The sequence below is a fragment of the Allobosea sp. GW822-FHT03F07 genome, from assembly GCF_058801345.1.
This window is the reverse complement of sequence record NZ_JBXAND010000001.1, coordinates 928632-946354: the sequence shown is the minus strand read 5'-3', so window position 1 is coordinate 946354 and position 17723 is coordinate 928632. Positions and strand designations below refer to the sequence as shown.

General features: G+C 66.6%; 16 protein-coding genes and 1 tRNA gene. 7 read left to right on the top strand and 10 right to left on the bottom strand.

Going from position 1 to position 17723, the window contains the following annotated elements:
* Positions 1 to 257: 257 nt before the first annotated feature.
* From AC1RMY_RS04485 to AC1RMY_RS04475, 3 genes are all read left to right on the top strand, one after another.
* Entirely contained in the window at positions 258 to 548 is a 291-nt protein-coding gene (locus AC1RMY_RS04485) for a hypothetical protein (RefSeq protein WP_492862744.1), read from the top strand.
* A gap of 75 nt (positions 549 to 623) precedes the next feature.
* Positions 624 to 2090 (top strand): MFS transporter, encoded by a 1467-nt coding sequence (locus tag AC1RMY_RS04480; RefSeq protein WP_492862743.1) that lies wholly within the window; start codon positions 624 to 626, stop codon positions 2088 to 2090.
* Between the two features lie 175 nt (positions 2091 to 2265).
* Positions 2266 to 2580 carry a hypothetical protein gene (locus AC1RMY_RS04475; RefSeq protein WP_492862742.1) on the top strand — a complete coding sequence of 105 codons (315 nt, stop codon included), beginning with the start codon at positions 2266 to 2268 and terminating at the stop codon, positions 2578 to 2580.
* A gap of 12 nt (positions 2581 to 2592) precedes the next feature.
* Here AC1RMY_RS04475 and flbD read toward each other — a convergent pair whose 3' ends face one another.
* The 8 genes from flbD to AC1RMY_RS04435 form a co-directional block, all read right to left on the bottom strand.
* Positions 2593 to 3957, bottom strand: coding sequence for a sigma-54-dependent transcriptional regulator FlbD (flbD, locus tag AC1RMY_RS04470; RefSeq protein ID WP_492862741.1), 1365 nt, complete (start codon positions 3955 to 3957; stop codon positions 2593 to 2595).
* Positions 3958 to 3998: 41 nt separating this feature from the next.
* A complete protein-coding gene (fliN, locus tag AC1RMY_RS04465; protein ID WP_492862740.1) occupies positions 3999 to 4352 on the bottom strand; it encodes a flagellar motor switch protein FliN in 354 nt (117 codons plus the stop codon).
* A complete protein-coding gene (locus tag AC1RMY_RS04460) occupies positions 4349 to 4954 on the bottom strand; it encodes a FliH/SctL family protein (protein ID WP_492862739.1) in 606 nt (201 codons plus the stop codon). The genes fliN and AC1RMY_RS04460 overlap by 4 nt, the downstream gene beginning before the upstream one ends.
* A gap of 2 nt (positions 4955 to 4956) precedes the next feature.
* Positions 4957 to 6036: a flagellar motor switch protein FliG gene (gene fliG, locus AC1RMY_RS04455; RefSeq protein ID WP_492862738.1), complete on the bottom strand. Its 1080-nt coding sequence runs from the start codon at positions 6034 to 6036 to the stop codon at positions 4957 to 4959.
* A gap of 15 nt (positions 6037 to 6051) precedes the next feature.
* A complete protein-coding gene (gene fliF, locus AC1RMY_RS04450; RefSeq protein WP_492863558.1) occupies positions 6052 to 7674 on the bottom strand; it encodes a flagellar basal-body MS-ring/collar protein FliF in 1623 nt (540 codons plus the stop codon).
* Positions 7675 to 8397: 723 nt separating this feature from the next.
* Positions 8398 to 8673 (bottom strand): CtrA inhibitor SciP, encoded by a 276-nt coding sequence (sciP, locus tag AC1RMY_RS04445; protein ID WP_038359348.1) that lies wholly within the window; start codon positions 8671 to 8673, stop codon positions 8398 to 8400.
* Positions 8674 to 8779: 106 nt separating this feature from the next.
* Positions 8780 to 9451, bottom strand: a complete 672-nt coding sequence (locus AC1RMY_RS04440; protein ID WP_492862737.1) for a flagellar hook assembly protein FlgD — start codon at positions 9449 to 9451, stop codon at positions 8780 to 8782.
* 16 nt (positions 9452 to 9467) lie between these two features.
* Entirely contained in the window at positions 9468 to 11036 is a 1569-nt protein-coding gene (locus AC1RMY_RS04435; protein WP_492862736.1) for a flagellar hook-length control protein FliK, read from the bottom strand.
* Between the two features lie 237 nt (positions 11037 to 11273).
* Between AC1RMY_RS04435 and mnmA the strand changes: the two genes are divergently transcribed.
* The 3 genes from mnmA (at position 11274) to AC1RMY_RS04420 (ending at position 13310) form a co-directional block, all read left to right on the top strand.
* Positions 11274 to 12458: a tRNA 2-thiouridine(34) synthase MnmA gene (mnmA, locus tag AC1RMY_RS04430; RefSeq protein WP_492862735.1), complete on the top strand. Its 1185-nt coding sequence runs from the start codon at positions 11274 to 11276 to the stop codon at positions 12456 to 12458.
* Positions 12459 to 12506: 48 nt separating this feature from the next.
* The gene (locus tag AC1RMY_RS04425; protein ID WP_492862734.1) at positions 12507 to 13163 is read left to right on the top strand and encodes a class I SAM-dependent methyltransferase; all 657 of its coding nucleotides are present in this window, start codon (positions 12507 to 12509) and stop codon (positions 13161 to 13163) included.
* A 70-nt stretch (positions 13164 to 13233) separates the two neighbouring features.
* Positions 13234 to 13310 (top strand) — tRNA-Met (locus AC1RMY_RS04420).
* Positions 13311 to 13647: 337 nt separating this feature from the next.
* On the opposite strand, the gene AC1RMY_RS04415 is transcribed toward AC1RMY_RS04420, so the two are convergent.
* Both AC1RMY_RS04415 and motA read right to left on the bottom strand, forming a co-directional pair.
* Positions 13648 to 14517, bottom strand: coding sequence for a flagellar motor protein MotB (locus AC1RMY_RS04415; RefSeq protein ID WP_492862733.1), 870 nt, complete (start codon positions 14515 to 14517; stop codon positions 13648 to 13650).
* A gap of 28 nt (positions 14518 to 14545) precedes the next feature.
* A complete protein-coding gene (gene motA / locus AC1RMY_RS04410; protein ID WP_492862732.1) occupies positions 14546 to 15403 on the bottom strand; it encodes a flagellar motor stator protein MotA in 858 nt (285 codons plus the stop codon).
* Between the two features lie 445 nt (positions 15404 to 15848).
* Here motA and AC1RMY_RS04405 point away from each other — a divergent pair, with 445 nt between their 5' ends.
* On the top strand, positions 15849 to 17624 hold the full coding sequence (locus AC1RMY_RS04405) for an aminodeoxychorismate synthase component I (protein ID WP_492862731.1): 1776 nt from the start codon (positions 15849 to 15851) through the stop codon (positions 17622 to 17624).
* Positions 17625 to 17723: the final 99 nt, after the last annotated feature.

The window sequence follows — 17723 nt, the reverse complement described above, 5'->3', positions numbered from 1 at the left end:
GTTCCAACCGTCACGTCGCTCATCGACCAGCCCACTCCCCGCGCCGAAACGCGCGCAACCCGGCAATTCTTGCCGGGCTCATGGTGAACGAGTGGTTAAGACGGCCGAAAAATTCGCCCCGGGAACCCTTTCCTGAACGGACCGTTATTGAACTGCCGCTTTACGGCCCCATTCGGCCGCCCCACTCGGCACGTGGCGACATAATCGGTTCAAAGAGCCGGAAATACTGGAGAATGACTTTGGATAGACGTTCATTCGTGATGAGCCTTTTCGGTGGCTTTGCCGCTGCGAGCCTCGGTGGCATCGCCCTCTCCCACGCGGCCGAGCCACAGGCCGCAGCTAAGCCCGGCGACCTCGATGCAGCCACCAAGGCCGGCCTCGACCGGGCCGATGCCGATTTCAACCAGGTCGTGGTGCGCGAGCGCGTCGTGCGCCGTCGCGGCCCCTATCGTCCGCCGGTCGTCCGCGAGCGTGTCATCGTGCGCCGCCGGCCGCGCCCCTATTACCGCCGCCCCGTGGTGGTGCGCCGGCGCGTGATCGTCCGCTGATCCGGCAAGCGGAGGCAGCCCATGCCGCCTCCGCTTTCTTGCCGGGCCATGCGGCAGCAAAGAGGAGCCCCCGGCATGACAGCAACGGCCCAGACCACTGCGACAGCCGGCCCCGCCGCAATTGCGACGGATGTCCCGGCACGGCTCGACCGGCTGCCCTGGTGCCGCTTCCATACGCTCGTCGTCGTCGCCCTCGGCATCACCTGGATTCTCGACGGGCTCGAAGTCACGCTCGCGGGCTCCGTCTCCGGCGCGCTGAAGGAAAGCCCCGCGCTGCGCTTCACCAACACCGAGGTCGGCATGGCTGGGGCCGCCTATATCGCCGGTGCGGTCCTCGGTGCGCTGTTCTTCGGCTGGCTCACCGACCGGCTCGGCCGCAAGAAGCTCTTCACCATCACCGTCCTGGTCTATCTCGCCGCGACGGCGGCCACCGCGTTCTCCTGGAATTTCTGGAGCTTCGTCATCTTCCGGTTCTTCACCGGCATGGGCATCGGCGGCGAATACACCGCCATCAACTCCACGATTCAGGAGCTGGTCCCGGCCCGCGTGCGCGGCTGGGTCGACCTCGTCATCAACGGCTCGTTCTGGGTCGGCGCCGCGCTCGGAGCGCTCGGCGCCATCGTACTGCTGAACCCCGCCGTGATCGATCCCGAGATCGGCTGGCGGCTGGCCTTCTTCATCGGCTCCGCGCTCGGTCTCGTCATCCTGATCCTCAGGCAGTTCATCCCCGAAAGCCCGCGCTGGCTGATCAGCCATGGCCGCGCCGACGAAGCCGCGGCCATCGTCGCCTCGATCGAGGCGCGCGCCGGCGTGACCTGGCGCGCCGAAGAGAAACTGCCCCTGACGCATCTGCGCCCTCGCAGGGCGACGCCGCTGGGCGAAGTCTTCAACGCACTCTTCGTTTTGCACCGGCAGCGTGCGCTCGTCGGCCTCGCCTTGATGGTGTCGCAGGCCTTCTTCTACAATGCGATCTTCTTCACCTATGCGCTGATCCTGACGGACTTCTATCAGATCCCGTCCCAGGCCATCGGCTGGTTCATCCTGCCCTTCGCCGCCGGCAACTTCCTCGGCCCGCTGATCCTCGGCCGCCTCTTCGATACGGTCGGGCGCCGCACCATGATCGCCGCGACCTATGCGCTGTCGGGGTTGCTGCTGACGGGAACGGGCTATCTGTTCTGGCGCGACGTCCTCACAGCTCAACAGCTCACCCTGTGCTGGAGCGTGGTCTTCTTCTTCGCCTCGGCGGCGGCGAGTTCAGCCTATCTTACGGTGAGCGAGACATTCCCGGTCGAGATGCGCGCGCTGGCGATCGCGGCCTTCTACGCTGTCGGGACGGGCGCGGGCGGCGTCGCCGGCCCCTGGCTCTTCGGCATCCTGATCGACACCGGCTCGCGCGGCAGCGTCTTCGGCGGCTATCTCTTCGGCGCCGTCCTGATGCTGGCCGCAGCACTGATCGCAGCCTGCTACGCCGTCAGGGCCGAGCGCAAGCCGCTGGAAAGCGTCGCGCGTCCCCTGAACGCGGTCGACGAACCCACAGGTTAGGAGAAGGTCAGCTGCCTTGCTTGGCTCGTCGCGATAGGCCGTTTCGCCTCCTAGCGATGTGCGCGAAAATCTTTCGCAGGGAACAAAGCATCATCTAAATGCATTATCCCTCACCCGTGTTTTCGCCGTATGAAGGCAATAGAAGATGCGGAGAATAACAGCTTCGGAGGATGTCGTGGATAGACGCTCATTCATCATGACACTGATCGGCGGCATGGCTGCCGCCAGCATTGGCGGCGTCGCAGCTGTGGAAGCCGCGCAGCCCAAAGCCGCCCCAGTGCCCGATCCAGCCCCCGCCCGCGACGACGAGGCCGTGACCGCCGAGATCAAGGACGCACTCGACAAAAGCGACGCCGAGTTCAGCCAATATTATTATTACCGCCGGCCGCGCTATTACGCCCGCCCGCGTTACTACTATCGCCCGCGCGTCTACTACCGGCCGCGTTACTACTACCGTCCGCGCTATTATCGTCGGCGCTATTACTACTGAGGTAGTCCCGGGTCAGAGCGTGTTGACGCGTGCCTGACCCGGCTCCGCCACCACGATCCCGGCGGAGGTGTATTCGCTCAGCTTGTTGCGCAGCGTGCGGATCGAAATCCCGAGGATCTTGGCCGCATGGGTGCGGTTGCCGAGGCAATGATCGAGCGTGTCGAGGATCAGCTCACGCTCGACATCGGCGACCGTATGGCCGACGAGGGAGCGCGTCACCGCTTCGGCCGTCTGCGCCGCGCGTGCCGCCGTGTCACGCCCGGCCGCGGGGCCGAGCGTCTCGCCTTCCGGCGTCATCACCGCTTCCGCCCCGATCTCGGCGCCCTTGGCCAGCAGCACCGCGCGGTGGATCGTGTTCTCTAGCTCGCGGACATTGCCGCGCCAGGCGTTGGATAGCAGCAGCTTGCGGGCATCCGCAGCGACGGGCCTCAGCGGCATGCCGTTGAGCTCTGCATATTTGCGGGCGAAGTGATCGGTCAGTGCCAGAATGTCGCCCGGCCGTTCGCGCAGCGCCGGCAGGCGCAAATGCACGACGTTCAGCCGGTAGAACAGGTCCTCCCGGAACGAGCCCTCGCGCACGGCATCGCCGAGATTGCGGTTCGAGGTCGCGATGATCCGCAGATCGACCTTCACCGGCTGCGTGCCGCCGACACGGTCGATCATCCGTTCCTGCAAGGCCCGCAGCAGCTTGGCCTGGAGGCGGACATCCATCTCCGAGATTTCGTCGAGCAGCAGCGTGCCGCCATTGGCCTCCTCGAACTTGCCGATGCGCCGCGCGATCGCCCCGGTGAAAGCGCCCTTCTCATGGCCGAAGAGTTCGGATTCGAGCAGGTTGTCGGGAATGGCGGCGCAGTTCACGGCGACGAACGGCTTGTCCTTGCGCAGGGATTTCTGGTGCAGGTGACGCGCGATCACCTCCTTGCCGGTGCCACTTTCGCCGGTCACGAGAACGGGCGCGTCCGAGCGGGCGATCTGGCCGGCGAGTTGCACGACGCGCTCCATCGCCGGATCCTTCCAGATCAGGCTGGACTGGTCGGCGGCGACCGCTTCCAGCACGGCCGCGATCAGTTCCGGGTCAGGCGGCAGCGGAACATATTCGCGCGCACCGGCCTGGATCGCGGCGACGGCCGCGCGCGCATCGGTCGAGGTGCCGCAGGCCACGATCGGCGTGCGGATGCGCTCGGCCTCCAATGCGGCGACGAACTGCGCCACCGGCAGCGCGACCTCGACCATCAGCAGGTCGGCGCCCTTGGAACGCAGCACGGCCAGTGTCTGCTCGAGCCCCTCGGTATGGGTCACATTGGCGCCGTGTGCGATCGCGATCTTGGCGGCCGCGATGAGCTGTCCCTTGAGACCGCCGGCAATGATGAGGCGCATGGCTCAGGCCTTTCCGCTTGAAGTCGTGAGAAGGCCGCGGGTCATCCCCGGTCAGCCTTGATGATTTCGGTCATCGTGACGCCGAGCCTGTCCTCGACCACGACGACCTCCCCGCGCGCCACCAGGCGCTCATTGACGAAGATGTCGATCGCCTCGCCGACGCGCCGGTCGAGTTCCAGCACAGCCCCGGGCACGATCTGGAGCAGGTCGCCGATCGCGATCTTCGAGGAACCGAGCACGGCCGAAACATTCACCGGCACGTCGAAGACCTGCTCGAGATCCTCGGCGGTCTTGACCGGTATCGGTCCCGAGCGCGCCACCGACATGTCGTTGTGGTCGAAGGACAGGTCGGCCGGGTTCAGCGGCGGCAGGTTGAGGTCGTTGTCCGGGCTCATCTGTCGTCCTTACCGTGCGGAGCGTGGAAGCCGGGGAAGGCGTGCGCGACCGCCTGATCCACCAGCCGAGCCAGCCGTTCCGATTCGATCACGAAGCCGCCATCGGCCCACTCGATGCGCCCGTCGCCCGGCGCGATGTCGGGCTCGCCCAGCACGACGAGGCGACCGGCGAAGCCCGTCTCCTGCGCCAGGCGCTTGACCAGCGCCTCGGCCACCTCCACCGCACCGTCGTTCACCCGCATGACGAGATGCGGCGCGAGGCGTGCATGGGACAGGCATTCCCGCAATCCATTCTCCAAGGCCGCCAGCGGCCGCTCGGACAGCGCCGCGCCGGCCAGCGCCTTCGCCGCGACGATGGCGACGTAAGCCGCCTGGGCTTCGACCTCGGCGGCACGGGCAGCCTCCTGCGCGACGAGGCGCTCGGCCGCGCGCGCGAGCTGCGCTACGAGGCCGTTGAGCTGGCTTTCGGCCTCGCGACGGCCCTGCTCGCGGCCGGCAACGACGCCCTCCGCCCTCGCGGCGGCGATATCCGCCTCGCCCGCGGCACGCCGTCCGCCTTCGCGGAAATCGGTGCCGAACGTGAATTTTGTGGCGCTGCTCATCGTCAATAGACCAATTCGTCTTCGGAATTGCCCTTGGACAAGACGATCTCGCCCTTGTCGGCCAGGTCCTTGGTCAAGGTAACCAGCTTGGTCTGCGCCTCGTCGACTTCCTTGAGACGGAGCGGCCCGAGCCCCTGCATGTCGTCCTGCATGTTCTTGACCGCGCGCTGCGACATCGCGCTGAAGAAGAAGTTCCGCATGGTCTCGCTGGCGCCCTTGAGCGCGCGCGCCAGCGTGTCCTTGTCGACCTGCCGCATCAGTGTCTGCAGCCCGGCGGGATCGAGCTTGGCCAGATCCTCGAAGGTGAACATCAGCGCGCGGATGCGCGCGGCAGAGTCCTGGTTCGAGGCGTCCAGCGCCGACAGGAAGCGGATCTCGGTCTGGCGGTCGAAGCCGTTGAATATCTCGGCCATCATCTCGTGCGGGTCGCGACGGCGCGTCTGGGTCAGGGTCGCGACGAATTCGGTCCGCAGCGTGTTTTCGATGTGGTCGAGCGCTTCCTTCTGGACCGATTCCAGCCGCAGCATCCGGCCGACCACCTCGATCGAAAGGTCGTTGGGCAGGTTGCGGAGCACGTTCGCCGAATGCTCGGGTCTGATCTTCGAGAGGATGACCGCGATCGTCTGCGGATACTCGTTCTTGAGGAAGTTGGCGAGCACGACGGCGTCGATGTTGCCGAGCTTCTGCCACATGTTGCGGCCGGCGGGACCACGGATTTCTTCCATGATCATCGCGACCTGGTCGCCGGGCAGGATCTTCTCGAGCAGCGAGATCGTCCGATCGAAAGAGCCCGTCACCGCGCCGGCGCTCGACAGCTTCCCGACGAAATCGAGCATCAGCCGCTCGACATCGTCGGAGTCGACCGTGCCCAGCTCGGCCATGGCGCGGGTGATGATGCGGATCTCTTCGTCGTCGAACTCCGACCAGATCGCCCGGCCATGGTCTTCACCCAGCACGAGCAGGATGACGGCTGCCCGCTGCGGTCCGGTCATCTCGGCGATGTCGGTGACGCCGCCGCCGCCACCCTCGATCGGATCGCGCCCGCCGGAGTTCCGGGTTGCGATGGAGCGTGCTTCAGCCATGGCTCGAGGGACCCATCATGCCGCAGCCTTCTCGTGGATCCAGGTGCGCAGTACGGCGACGCTGTCGGCCGGGTTCTGCGCGACCATCTGGCCGATCTTCTCGACCGACTGGGCCTTGAGCTGGCCCTTGATCTGGGCGACGGCAAGCATCCGCTCGGAGGGCGCATCGACCTCCAGCGGCATGCCCTCCGACACCGTGGCGAGCGCCCGCGATCCGGCCGGGTCACCGGTCGTCTCGGTCGTGGTCACCGTAACGCCAGTGCGCATGAAAGCCGGCAGCGCCCTGCCAACGCCGGCCTCGGGCGCCAGTACCTGCTTGAGCAGCGGCCGCACGACGACCATGAGCACGATCAGGGTCAGCAGCGAGATGACGGCAAGCTCCGCGAAGCGGACGAGGTCCTCCTTGGTGAAGGAGAGCAGTTGCTGCATCAGGCTCTGCTCGACCAGATCGGTCACCGAAGGCGGCGCCTCGGCGAAGCGCAGATTGACGACCTCGATCTTGTCGCCGCGCCCGTCGTCGAAGCCGACCGCCGTCCGGACCAGCTGGCCGATGCGCTCGAGGTCCTCATTGCTGCGGGGCTGATAGGACACTTCGCCATTGGGCGCACGGGTATAGGTGCCGTCGACGAGCACCGCGACCGAGAGCTTCTTGACCCGGCCGCCCTCAAGCACCTCGGTGCGGGTTGTGCGCGAGATCTCGTAATTGACCACTTCCTCGTTCTTCTGCGAGGCGTCCTTGGGGGTCGGCGTGCCGCCCTGGCCACCCTGGGCGCCGGGAAGTTCGTTGCCCACGGTGACGGGGCCGCCATTCTCCGACGTCGTCGAGGCTTCGGTGCGGTTCTGGCTGGAGCGCACCACCCGGCTCTCGGGATCGAAGGTTTCCGAGCGGCTCTCGATCCGGTTGCTGTCCAGCGCGGCCGAGACCTGCACGCGCGCCCGACCATGGCCGACGATGCTGGCGACGATGTCCTCGATCTGGAGCTTCAGGCGCTTCTCGATCCCGACCTGCCGCTCCTCGATGCCGAGGCCGGCGAGGCCGTTGTCGGTCTGGGCGCCGTCGGCCAGCAGCCGGCCGCGCTCGTCGACGATCGAGACCCGCTCGGGCTTCAGTCCGTCCACCGCCGAGGAGACGAGGTGGCGCACGGCCCGCACCTGCGCCGCATCGAGCTCGCCCGCGAGCTTCAGTGCGATCGAGGCGCGAGGCGGCTCGCGATCGCGCTCGAACAGGCGCTTCTCCGGAATGACGAGGTGGACCCGCGCCGCCTGGACACGGCTGATCGATCGAATTGTCCGCGACAGCTCGCCCTCCAGCGCGCGCAAATGGTTGATGTTCTGCACGAAGCTGGTCGAGGAGAAGGCGTCGCCCTTGTCGAAGATCTCGTAGCCAACGCCGCCGCCGGCCGGAATGCCCTTGCTGGCAAGGTCGAGCCGCAGGCGCGGCACGTCGGCCTTCGCGACGAGCACGGTCTGGCCATCGCCGCGCAGCTCGTATTTGACGTTGCGCGTGTCGAGTTCCTTCAGGATCGCGCTGACATCCTGCTGCGAGAGGTCGGAGAACAGCACGCTCATCGCCGGCTGCGACATCCTCAGCATGACGAAGCCGAAGAAGCCGACGAGCGCGAGCGTGACCGCGAGCATAGCCGCCAGGCGGGCCGCGCCGAATCGCTGGAACTGTTGGACGATGCCGCTCACGCCGCTATCCGTTTCACAAAAGCCGTCATGGCCGCGCCTGGGGACGGGTCACTAGGCAAGTTTTTCCCGGTGCATGGTTAGCGCCCGGTTAATTTTTGCCGGGTCGGCGTTAAGAAACTGCACGCGAGGCTTTCGCCGGGCGTCATCGCCAGTGTCTTTGCCGCGACATCACCGCTGCGGCCCGGCGACCGCGGGCGGCCTTCGCATCTGCAAACAAAATTCGCAGCGCAACATTGAAAACAATGGCTTATTCGGCGCAACAATTCAGTCATAATGCGTCGGGCGCGAAGCGGGATTGCGCCTGACGCAACGACAGGGCGTCAACGAAAAACGTGGCGGGGAGGATCGCATGCTGATCTGGGCTGCAATATTATGGCTGGCCTGCGCGGCGATCTTCCTCGAGATGGTGGAACGCGCTCCGGCCCTGGATTGAGCCTCCCGGCGTGGCGCCTGCCGGGTGAGGCACCCGCCAAAGCCAGCCCGCGGCAAGGGCACCTGACGCCCTGTTCACGGCCGGCCCTGAGGGATCGGCCGGTACGGTTGGGCTCGCTTCGGCGGGCCTTTTTCGTCGTCCGGAGAGTTCGGCGTTTCCACCTGAGACAACAGAAACGACAAAGGCGCCGGCCCTTGCGGGTCCGACGCCTGGAAAGCAGCGCGAGGGACGCGCGACTATTGACGGTAGTGCTGGATCCGGGTCGTACGCAGGCCGGCAAGGCCGTGCTGGTCGATCGACATCTGCCAGCTCAGGAATTCATCGACTGTCAGCGTATAGCGCTGGCAGGCCTCTTCCAGGCTGAGCAGGCCGCCGCGAACGGCGGCGACGACCTCGGCCTTGCGCCGGATCACCCAGCGGCGCGTGTTCATCGGTGGCAAGTCAGCGATCGTCAGCGGACTTCCGTCCGGTCCGATCACGTATTTCACCCGCGGTCGCAAAGGCTCGGTCATGGTACACTCACACAACTCAACAGAGCTACTTGTGCCGAGCATAGGCCTGCCACTTTAAGAATTGCCTAAGGCGAAGGCGCTGGCTTTCCGCATCTTCGATTCGCGCTCAGTTCTTCCGCACGACGCTCTTTACCTGGTCGATCGGCACGCTGATCGTGCCGATCTTGAGTGTCGGGATCGAGCCCGTGAAGTCGACGCCGTCGACCACGCCGCTGATCTTCGTTGTCGCCGTCATCGCCACCCCCGCCGTGTCCTTGGCGTCGATCGTGATGCTGTACTCGCCAGGAGCCGCCTTCTGCGCGGTGGAGGTCGTGCCATCCCAGGTGAAGGTCTGGTCGCCGGCGACCAGCGACTTCGTCAGCGTCTGCACCACGCTGCCATTGGCGTTCTTGATCGTGATCGTCGCCTCGCCGCCGCGCGGCACATTGACCTGCCACTCGGCTTTGTCTTTCTCCAGCCGTGTCGTCGCGCCATCAGCGGTGATGGTCGAGCCGATGAAGCCGACCGCGTTCGTCGCCGTGCCCGCGGCGTTCAGGCTGAGCAGCGAGGACAGCGTCTCATTCGTCTTGAGCTGCTGCTCGACGCCGGCGAACTGGACGAGCTGGGCCGTGAACTGGTTGGTGTCGAGCGGATCGAGTGGCGACTGGTTCTTGAGCTGCGTCGTCAACAGCGTCAGGAACTGGTCGAAATTATTGGCGATCGACGTTCCGCCCGTGACGGAGCTCGAACTCGTGCTGCTCGTCGTCGACGTGCTGCTGCTGGTGTTGGAGACGGCCATAGCGCTCCTCCTTTGTTCAGACGCTCATATCCACGCCGCCGAGCCGCACGAAGCGGCGCACGGGCGCAGATTGCGTGGAAATGGGCTGGTCGTCGGCGATCTCGGAACCGTTGGGGAACACACGCCCGCGCTGCGGCGCCTCGTCCTGCTGCCGGTTCTGGCGGAAGCCCGACTGGTCGGACGGGTCGCGCAGGGTGATGTCGACACCGGCATCGGAGGGTTTCAACCCGGCCTGCTCGAAGGCGCGTTCAAGCGTGCGCGCATCCCGCTGCAGCAGATGCAGCGTCTCGACGCGATCCACGACCATCTTGGCGCTGACTTCGCCCGTATCGGAGATCGACAGGTTGACGTCGACCCGACCCAGTTCGCCCGGGTCGAGCCGGATGTCGAACTGGCGCGCGCCCGCAAGCGCACGCAGACCAATCTCGATCGGCAGTACGTGCAGAGGCGTCGGCTGGCCTTCGGACGCCTGATGACTCGGCGTATTGACAGAGGCCTGCGCGGCGATCTGTTCGGGCGTCGTCAGGACACGCAGCGGTTCCAACCTCGCACCGCCCTGCTGCCCCATGGCCGAGAGGTCGATCGGGTTCAACGCCTGCTGGAGAGCCTCGACGGGCTTGAATTCTGCCGGAGTCGAGGCCTGAGCGGGTGCCGTGGTCTGTGTCTGGGCCTGGATCGCCTCCGCCTTCTCGGCACCGGCCTGCGTTGCCTCGGGCGTGGCCATCTGGCCGCCGTCGACAGACGGCGACAGTGGCTCGGACACCCAGGCGGACGAGCCGGGCTTCGGTGCTGCCGGCGGAATGCCCCCTGTCGCCGCAGCGACAGGCCCGGCCGCGTCCGAAGCCGCTCCCGGCATGGCTTCGAGTGTCGAGATCAACGACGGCGTCGCCGCCGCGGTGGCGGCTTTCGCCTTGCTGGACGAAGCACCGCCCTCCCCGGCCGCATCGGCAGCAGGGGCGGCCGGCTCGACTGGCAGCGTCGGAACCGGAACCGGCTGAGCGGAAGCGACGGTCTGGACTAAGGGCGTGACGACGAGGGCAACGCCATCGACTTTCGGCTCAGCAACGGCGGCGCCGGCATCGCCCTCGGCCTTTTTCTCTTCGAGCGCTTCCCCCGTGGGCGCAGCGCCCTTCTTCGCCGGCTGGCTCTCGGCCTGCTCGGCGACCGCGATGCTCACCAGCGCACCGATATCGGGATTGGGGGCTGCCTGCTGCGCGACCGGCGCGGGCTCGGCAGCCGTTCCGGCAGTGTTTGGCGCAGGCTTGCCGGCAGGCTTGGCCGTCTCGCTGGCCTGCGCCTCGGCGTCGATGTCGGAAGCGGCCTGTTCGGTCGGGGGCTCGGCGGCCGCATCGGGTGACTTCTCGGTCCGCGTCGCCGGCTCATCGGCGGCGCGGCGCGTGTCACGCGTATCCCGGCCCGTCTCTCGCGAGCGCTCCCGAACGGGCGCTGCAGCCTCGGAGGCAGCCTCCTTCCGCGGCAGGACGAAGCTCTCCCTCTCGCCTCCGGCATCGCGCTCAGGCGCGCGCCGGCGCTGGCTCGCGGGCTCGACGGCTGGCGAGGAATTCGACAGAGGCTGAATCGACATCGGTTCATCCGGACCATGGGCACAGGGCGCCCAGACGGCTGTCCAGCAAATGCCAAGCCATAGCTCAGATCAGCAATTTCAATGCCTTAGCTCAAAGCCCGGTGTGGACACGGCGGCAAGATCGGCAGCCCTGCCCCAGCCGGGCGGCAGGTTTTGCCCATCGCCGCTGGCAGCGGCGCCCCAAAGCCGGTATAGAGCCGGCCACAATCCGCTTCACGCCGGAATCCGCACCCTTCCATGACCACGCCCCGCAACTCCCTCGACATCGCCAAGCCGCCTGCGGCCACGCGCGTCGTCGCGGCGATGTCGGGCGGCGTCGATTCCTCGGTGGTCGCGGCGCTGCTGCAGCGCGAGGGCTACGAGGTCATCGGCGTGACACTCCAGCTCTATGACCATGGCGCGGCCGTCCACCGGGCCGGTTCCTGCTGCGCCGGCCAGGACATCCACGACGCCCGCCGCGTCGCCGAGCAGATCGGCATCCCGCATTATGTTCTGGACTATGAGAGCCGCTTCCGTGACGCGGTGATCGAGCGTTTCGCCGAGAGCTACCTCGCCGGCGAGACGCCGATCCCCTGCGTCGAGTGCAACCGTACGGTCAAGTTCCACGACCTGCTGGGGCTCGCCCGCGAACTCGGCGCCGATGCGCTGGCAACCGGCCACTACGTCGTCGGTAGCGAATTGCCGAACGGCCATCGCGGCCTGTTCCGCGCCGCCGACCAGAGCCGCGACCAGAGCTATTTCCTTTATGCGACGACGCAGGAGCAACTCGATCTGCTGCGCTTCCCGCTCGGCGGCATCGACAAGGCACAGACCCGCGCGCTCGCGGCCGAACTCGGCCTCGGCATCGCCGACAAGCCCGACAGCCAGGACATCTGCTTCGTTCCCAATGGCCGCTATGCCGACGTCATCGAACGGCTGAAGCCGGGCGCCGCGCGGCCGGGCGACATCGTCCATCTCGACGGCCGCGTGCTCGGCCGCCATGACGGCGTGCTGCGCTACACCGTCGGTCAGCGCAAGGGCCTGGGCCTCAGCACGCCTGAGCCGCTCTATGTGCTGCGGCTCGATGCCGACGCCGCCCGCGTCATCGTCGGCCCGCGCGAGGCCCTCCATGTCCGCGAGGTCAGGCTGCGCGATCTGAACTGGCTTGGCGAGACGTCGCTGGATGCGCTGCCGCCAGAAGGGCTCGAGGTCGCCGTGCGCGTGCGCTCGACGCGGGCACCCCGCGAGGCCAGGCTGATCCGCGACGAGGCCGGTCTCAAGGTCGAGCTCGCCAGCGACGAGGAAGGCGTCTCACCCGGCCAGGCTTGCGTCATCTATGCCGATGCTGGCCCGGGCGCGCGCGTACTCGGCGGCGGCACCATCCTGCGGCCGCAGCTCTCGCTGCCCGCGTCGCAGCCGGGCGTCGCCCTCGCTTTGTCCTGAAGCCGGCCCGCCGGCGCTTTCCCTCCTCCGATCCCCGCGAGTCGCTGCATGCCGGTGCCCGACCATCTCGAAAGCCAGAAGCGCGTCTACGCCATCTGGGCGCGCATCTACGACAAGATCTATCAGCGCCTGCTGGCCGGTCCCCAGCGCGAGGCGGTCGAGGCAGCCTGTGCCTGTGGCCCCGACATTCTCGAGATCGGCGTCGGCACCGGCCTGACGCTGGCCTATTTCAGCCCTGATTCGCGCGTGCTCGGTGCGGACCTCTCGCTCGACATGCTCAAGGTCGCCAACCGCAAGGTGGCGAGCCAGAAGCTGACCCATGTCCGCGGCCTGATGGTAATGGATGCCTGCCGGCTCGGCTTCGCGGAGGAGCGCTTCGACGCCGTCACCGCGCAGTTCGTCATCACGCTCGTCCCCGATGCCGAGCTGGCGCTCGCCGAGATGGACCGGGTGCTCAAGCCCGGCGGCGAGATCGTCATCTCGAGCCGCCTTGTCGACGATGGCGGCCCGTTTGCGGCCGTCTGGACGGCGTTGGCCCCGCTTGCGCGCGCTGTTGGCTGGAGTTCCGACTTCAAGGTCAGCCGCCTGACCGGGTGGGCGGCGAAGACGGGCCGCTACGAGACCGTCCATGTCGGCTCCGGCTATTTCAAGGTGGTGCGGCTGCGCAAGCTCTCTTCCGCCGCGCCCGCCGCCGCAAAGGCTTGACGAGCCCCTGCCCCGCCCCCTATATCGCGGCCTCCGACGGATCGCCGTTCAACGGCGGACCGATCTGTGGGGCGGGGTAGCTCAGCTGGTTAGAGCAGCGGAATCATAATCCGCGTGTCGGGGGTTCAAGTCCCTCTCCCGCTACCAAACTTCCTTTCATCGACATTCAGTGACGACCGCACCGGCTCCAAAAGGGCTGGTTTCTTTTGTTTCTGGTTCATTGGCATTCGTTGGCGGCCGTTGACAGTCATGCCATCTGTTGGCCTTCCCAGTGCCCTCGCGTGACGGCCAGCAAGTCCGAGGCCAGAACTCGTAGAACGGAGCCTCGCGTCGGCAACTGCTCGCGGCGCCCGGTCCGTGACTTCGGGCAGCACATCGACCTCTCCGAGGCCATGATCAACGTCGCAATGGTCAGGCCCTTCTGTCGTCTCAGCCAATGAGCTCAATCTCAAAAGGACTCCGAGGCGGCAGAGGCGCCTTGTCGTCAGCGAAAGAGGTTCGGGGGCAGCGGCGGCTCCGCATTGAGCAGCGTGATCGTCACTCGTCGGTTCGGCGGCAGGTAGGGGTTGTCGGGGAAGACCGGCTCGGTGTCGGCGCGTCCCACCACGGAGAAGAACTGGTCGCTGGGGAGCCCGGCGGCCGACAGGATCTCGCGCACGGCGAGCGAGCGCCCGGTGGTGAGGCGCCAGGGTTCGACGGCCCCCACCGAGCCTGGGCGCGCGGCGGCCGTGTGGCCGGTGACACGCAGGCGGTTGGGCAACCGGCGCAGGGTGGGCGCGAGCGCCTCCAGCGCGAGACGGGTGCGCTGATAGGGGTCGACCGAGCCCTCGGGGAACATGGAGCGGCCGTCATCATCCACGAGGGAAACGTCCACCCCCTCCTTCGTCGGCTCGATCACGATGTTGCGCGACAGCTCGGCTATTTCGGGCATGTTCTGGAGCGCCTGCCGGAGGCTGGCCGCGGCGCTGTGATTGGCCTGCACGCTGGCGGCCGGGCGGTTGACGTCGCGGTCGCTGGCGCGGCCCCACCAACTCGGGCGCCCATCGTCCTGCCCGGTGGTGCCCGTCGCCGCGTCGCGGGGCACCGACGACTTGTTGCCTGACTTGTCCAGCGCGGTGCCCATCAGGATGCCGCCTGAGCCACTGCTCGTAGGATTTGTAGCCCCCGGCGCGAAGTATTCCGCCAGGCCGTTCTTCTGCTCCTGCGTCGTCATGCTGATCAGCCACATCAGCAGAAAGAACGCCATCATGGCGGTCACGAAGTCCGCATAGGCGATCTTCCAGGCCCCGCCATGGTGCGCATGAGCGGCCTTCTTGACCTTCTTGATGATGATTGGCTGGGTGGACTTGTCCATCGCGTTCCTGCTGGAGATCGGGTCAGATCTAGGCGGGCAGAGCGGCGGTTGCCGCTTCCACTTCGCTGAAGGTCGGGCGGACGTCGCTCATCAGAGCCTTGCGGGCGAATTCGACCGCCATCACCGGCGGCTGGCCGCTGATATGGGCGAGGAGACCCGCCTTGAGGGACAGGAAGTATTTGGCTTCCGCCTCGAAGGTGCTCTTGAGCGACGCCGCCATGGGCGCGAAGAAGCCATAGGCGACGAAGACGCCGAAGAAGGTGCCAACGAGAGCGCCGCCGATCAGATGGCCCAGCACCTCCGGCGGCTCCTTGATCGCCCCCATCGTCTTGATCACGCCGAGCACGGCGGCGACGATGCCGAGCGCCGGTGTTCCGTCGGCGAGCGACTGCATGGCCGAAACGATACGCTCCTGCTCCTGGTGGTGCGTCTCCAGTTCCTCGTCCATGAGAGCGTCGATCTCGTGGACGTTGTTGGCGCCCAGCGTCAGCATGCGCATATAGTCGCAGACGAACTCGACCGCGTGATGGTTCGCCGCGAACGTCGGGAAGGCGTTGAACAGCGTCGACTCGCTCGGATTTTCGATGTGCGGTTCGAGCGCGAGCATGCCCTTCTGCTTCGCGAGCTTATACAATGAATACTGCATCCCCAGCAGTTCGACATAGCAGTCCTGCTTGTACTTGGGGCCCTTCAAGATCGTGCCGAACATGCCGGGCACGGCCTTGAGCACCGGCGCGGGATTGCCGATGATGAAGGCGCCGATCGCTGCACCGAGGATGATGACAAACTCGAACGGCTGCCAAAGGACCTCGAGGTGGCCACCCATCGCCGCGTAGCTGCCGAAGACGCAGACGAAGACGATGATTGTGCCGACGATCAGCCGCATAGTTTACCACCCTCGGGTCGCGGCAAGTACAGCCCCCGCGAAGCCACCACTAGTTCGACGAAATGACCGATCAAGGTTAAGGGCGAGTTTAGAGCCACGGGCCCGCAGGTTTGTAAGCGTCGTCCTCCGGCCACGGCTTTGAGGCTTGGGGCGGCATGAGTCCATCTCCCGCTACCATCGCTCCCTGACGATCCGCGTCGAGGGGAAGTGTCAGCCTCCGATCGGATTCGGAGGGTACGCTTCGCTCGTCAGCGCCGGGCGCGTTCTCACCTGCGCTGGCTCGACGACGATCGCGGCCTCGCACTGACACCCCGAAGACGCAGACGTGACATTTGCCTTGTGCCTGCATGCCGCCGTAGAGCAAGGCCGTCATGGTCAGGACGCACGAACCGACGGTGCGGCTGCCGACCCGCCCAGTGAAACTGCGGTCAGCGTGTAAAGGCAGATGTTCCCAAGACCATTCGTATTGCTGGAGGATCGCCTCGCCGAGGACGTGCCGGCGCGGCTCTATCGCGATCCGGTCGAGATCGTCCGCTGCGATCAGGCCGACCAGGTTTCCGAGGCGTTGCGCCGGATCGAGGACGGCCTGAGGCGAGGGCTGCATGCCGCCGGCTTTCTGAGCTACGAGCTGGGCTATGTCCTGGAGCAACGGCTCGCCCCCCTGCTGCCGAAGCGCAGGGCGCTGCCCCTGCTCTGGTTCGGGCTGTTCCCTGCGCCAACCGCCATCCCGGCGGGCCTGCTGGATGAGGAGTTCGGCTCGCTCGCACCGCCTCCACCCCTTGATGACGTCTGCGCGGCACTGGGCGCTCCGGCGCACGCAGCCAAGGTCGGACGTGTGCTGGACTATCTTCACGCCGGGGACACCTACCAGATCAACCTGACCTTTCCGATCGACTTCCACTATGCCGGCGGCCCGCTCGCTCTCTACGCGGCGTTGCGTGCGAGCCAGCCGGTCTCGCATGGTGGCATCGTCGCCTTCGATGATGCGACGATCCTCTCCGTCTCGCCGGAGCTCTTCCTGGACGTATCCTCCGGACGCGCCACGACCCGGCCGATGAAAGGAACGGCCGCGCGGCGCAAGGAGCCCGAGGACGATCTCGCCGCGAAGGCGGAACTGCAGGCCGACCCCAAGCAGCGCGCCGAGAATCTGATGATCGTCGACCTGCTGCGCAACGATCTCGGCCGGATCAGCAGACTGGGCTCGGTCGAGGTGCCCGCGCTGTTCGAGGTCGAGACCTATCCCACGCTGCACACGCTGACATCGACCGTCACCTCCAGGCTGCACCCGGGGCTGCCGCTTACGGACCTCATTCAGGCGATCTTTCCCTGCGGCTCGATCACCGGCGCGCCGAAGCTGCGCGCCATGGAGATCGTCCGCGAACTCGAAGACGAGCCCCGCGATGCCTATACCGGCTCGATCGGCTCGATCGCGCCGAATGGCGACCTCCGCTTCAACGTCGCCATCCGCACCGCGACGCTCTTCGCCGATGGCAGGGCGCGCTATGGCGTCGGCGGCGGCATCGTCGCGGATTCCATAGCGGCGTCCGAATACGAGGAATGCCTGCTGAAGGCCCGCGTCCTGACCGATCTCGCAGAGGATTACGGGCTGATCGAAACCTTCCGCTGGTCGCCGCAGACGAGTTTCCTTCGCCTGCCGCTCCACCTCGACCGTCTCGCGCATTCGGCCGCCCTGCTCGGCTTCCGCTTCGACAGATGCGAGGCGGAAGCAAGGCTCGACGCGTTCGCAGCAACGCTGGATATGCAGGGCGAGCGTCGCATCCGTCTCGAACTGAGCCGCGGCGGCGTGCTCGATATCGCCGCCCCCCTGCTGACCGCCGAACCTGAGCAGCCACTGAAAGCCGTCTTCGCATCAGAGCCGGTCGACGCGGCCGATCCCTTCCTCCGGCACAAGACGACACGCCGCCGTCTCTACGACGCCGCTTCCGCCAGGGCCACGGCGCAAGGGGGGAATGAAGCGATCCTGCAGAATCGGGCCGGCTTCGTCACTGAGGCCACGCGCAGCAACATCTTCGTCGAGCGGAACGGCGTCTTGCTCACGCCGCCCCTGACGGACGGCGTCCTGCCAGGCATCCTGCGCCGAACCCTGATCGAAAGCGGCGAGGCGATCGAACGGCCATTGCGCGCCGATGATCTCCTGAACGCTGACAAATGGTTCCTCGGCAACAGCCTGAGGGGCCTCAGACGCGCCGTGCTTTCTTGAAGCGCTCTGGAGCAGCGGTTCCGGAATCCGCAGCGCCCGGCTGTCCCGCTCTCTTGCGGACACGTCAATGAATTTCGTTTGATCGAACGATCGTGGATG

Bases quoted from the DNA above. Each gene is read 5' to 3' on its own strand.
- AC1RMY_RS04480 (WP_492862743.1), top strand. From the start codon at position 624: ATGACAGCAACGGCCCAGACCACTGCGACAGCCGGCCCCGCCGCAATT.
- flbD (WP_492862741.1), bottom strand. From the start codon at position 3,957: ATGCGCCTCATCATTGCCGGCGGTCTCAAGGGACAGCTCATCGCGGCC.
- fliN (WP_492862740.1), bottom strand. From the start codon at position 4,352: ATGAGCCCGGACAACGACCTCAACCTGCCGCCGCTGAACCCGGCCGAC.
- AC1RMY_RS04460 (WP_492862739.1), bottom strand. From the start codon at position 4,954: ATGAGCAGCGCCACAAAATTCACGTTCGGCACCGATTTCCGCGAAGGC.
- fliG (WP_492862738.1), bottom strand. From the start codon at position 6,036: ATGGCTGAAGCACGCTCCATCGCAACCCGGAACTCCGGCGGGCGCGAT.
- fliF (WP_492863558.1), bottom strand. From the start codon at position 7,674: ATGCTCGCGGTCACGCTCGCGCTCGTCGGCTTCTTCGGCTTCGTCATG.
- sciP (WP_038359348.1), bottom strand. From the start codon at position 8,673: ATGACCGAGCCTTTGCGACCGCGGGTGAAATACGTGATCGGACCGGAC.
- AC1RMY_RS04440 (WP_492862737.1), bottom strand. From the start codon at position 9,451: ATGGCCGTCTCCAACACCAGCAGCAGCACGTCGACGACGAGCAGCACG.
- AC1RMY_RS04435 (WP_492862736.1), bottom strand. From the start codon at position 11,036: ATGTCGATTCAGCCTCTGTCGAATTCCTCGCCAGCCGTCGAGCCCGCG.
- mnmA (WP_492862735.1), top strand. From the start codon at position 11,274: ATGACCACGCCCCGCAACTCCCTCGACATCGCCAAGCCGCCTGCGGCC.
- AC1RMY_RS04425 (WP_492862734.1), top strand. From the start codon at position 12,507: ATGCCGGTGCCCGACCATCTCGAAAGCCAGAAGCGCGTCTACGCCATC.
- AC1RMY_RS04415 (WP_492862733.1), bottom strand. From the start codon at position 14,517: ATGGACAAGTCCACCCAGCCAATCATCATCAAGAAGGTCAAGAAGGCC.
- motA (WP_492862732.1), bottom strand. From the start codon at position 15,403: ATGCGGCTGATCGTCGGCACAATCATCGTCTTCGTCTGCGTCTTCGGC.
- AC1RMY_RS04405 (WP_492862731.1), top strand. From the start codon at position 15,849: ATGTTCCCAAGACCATTCGTATTGCTGGAGGATCGCCTCGCCGAGGAC.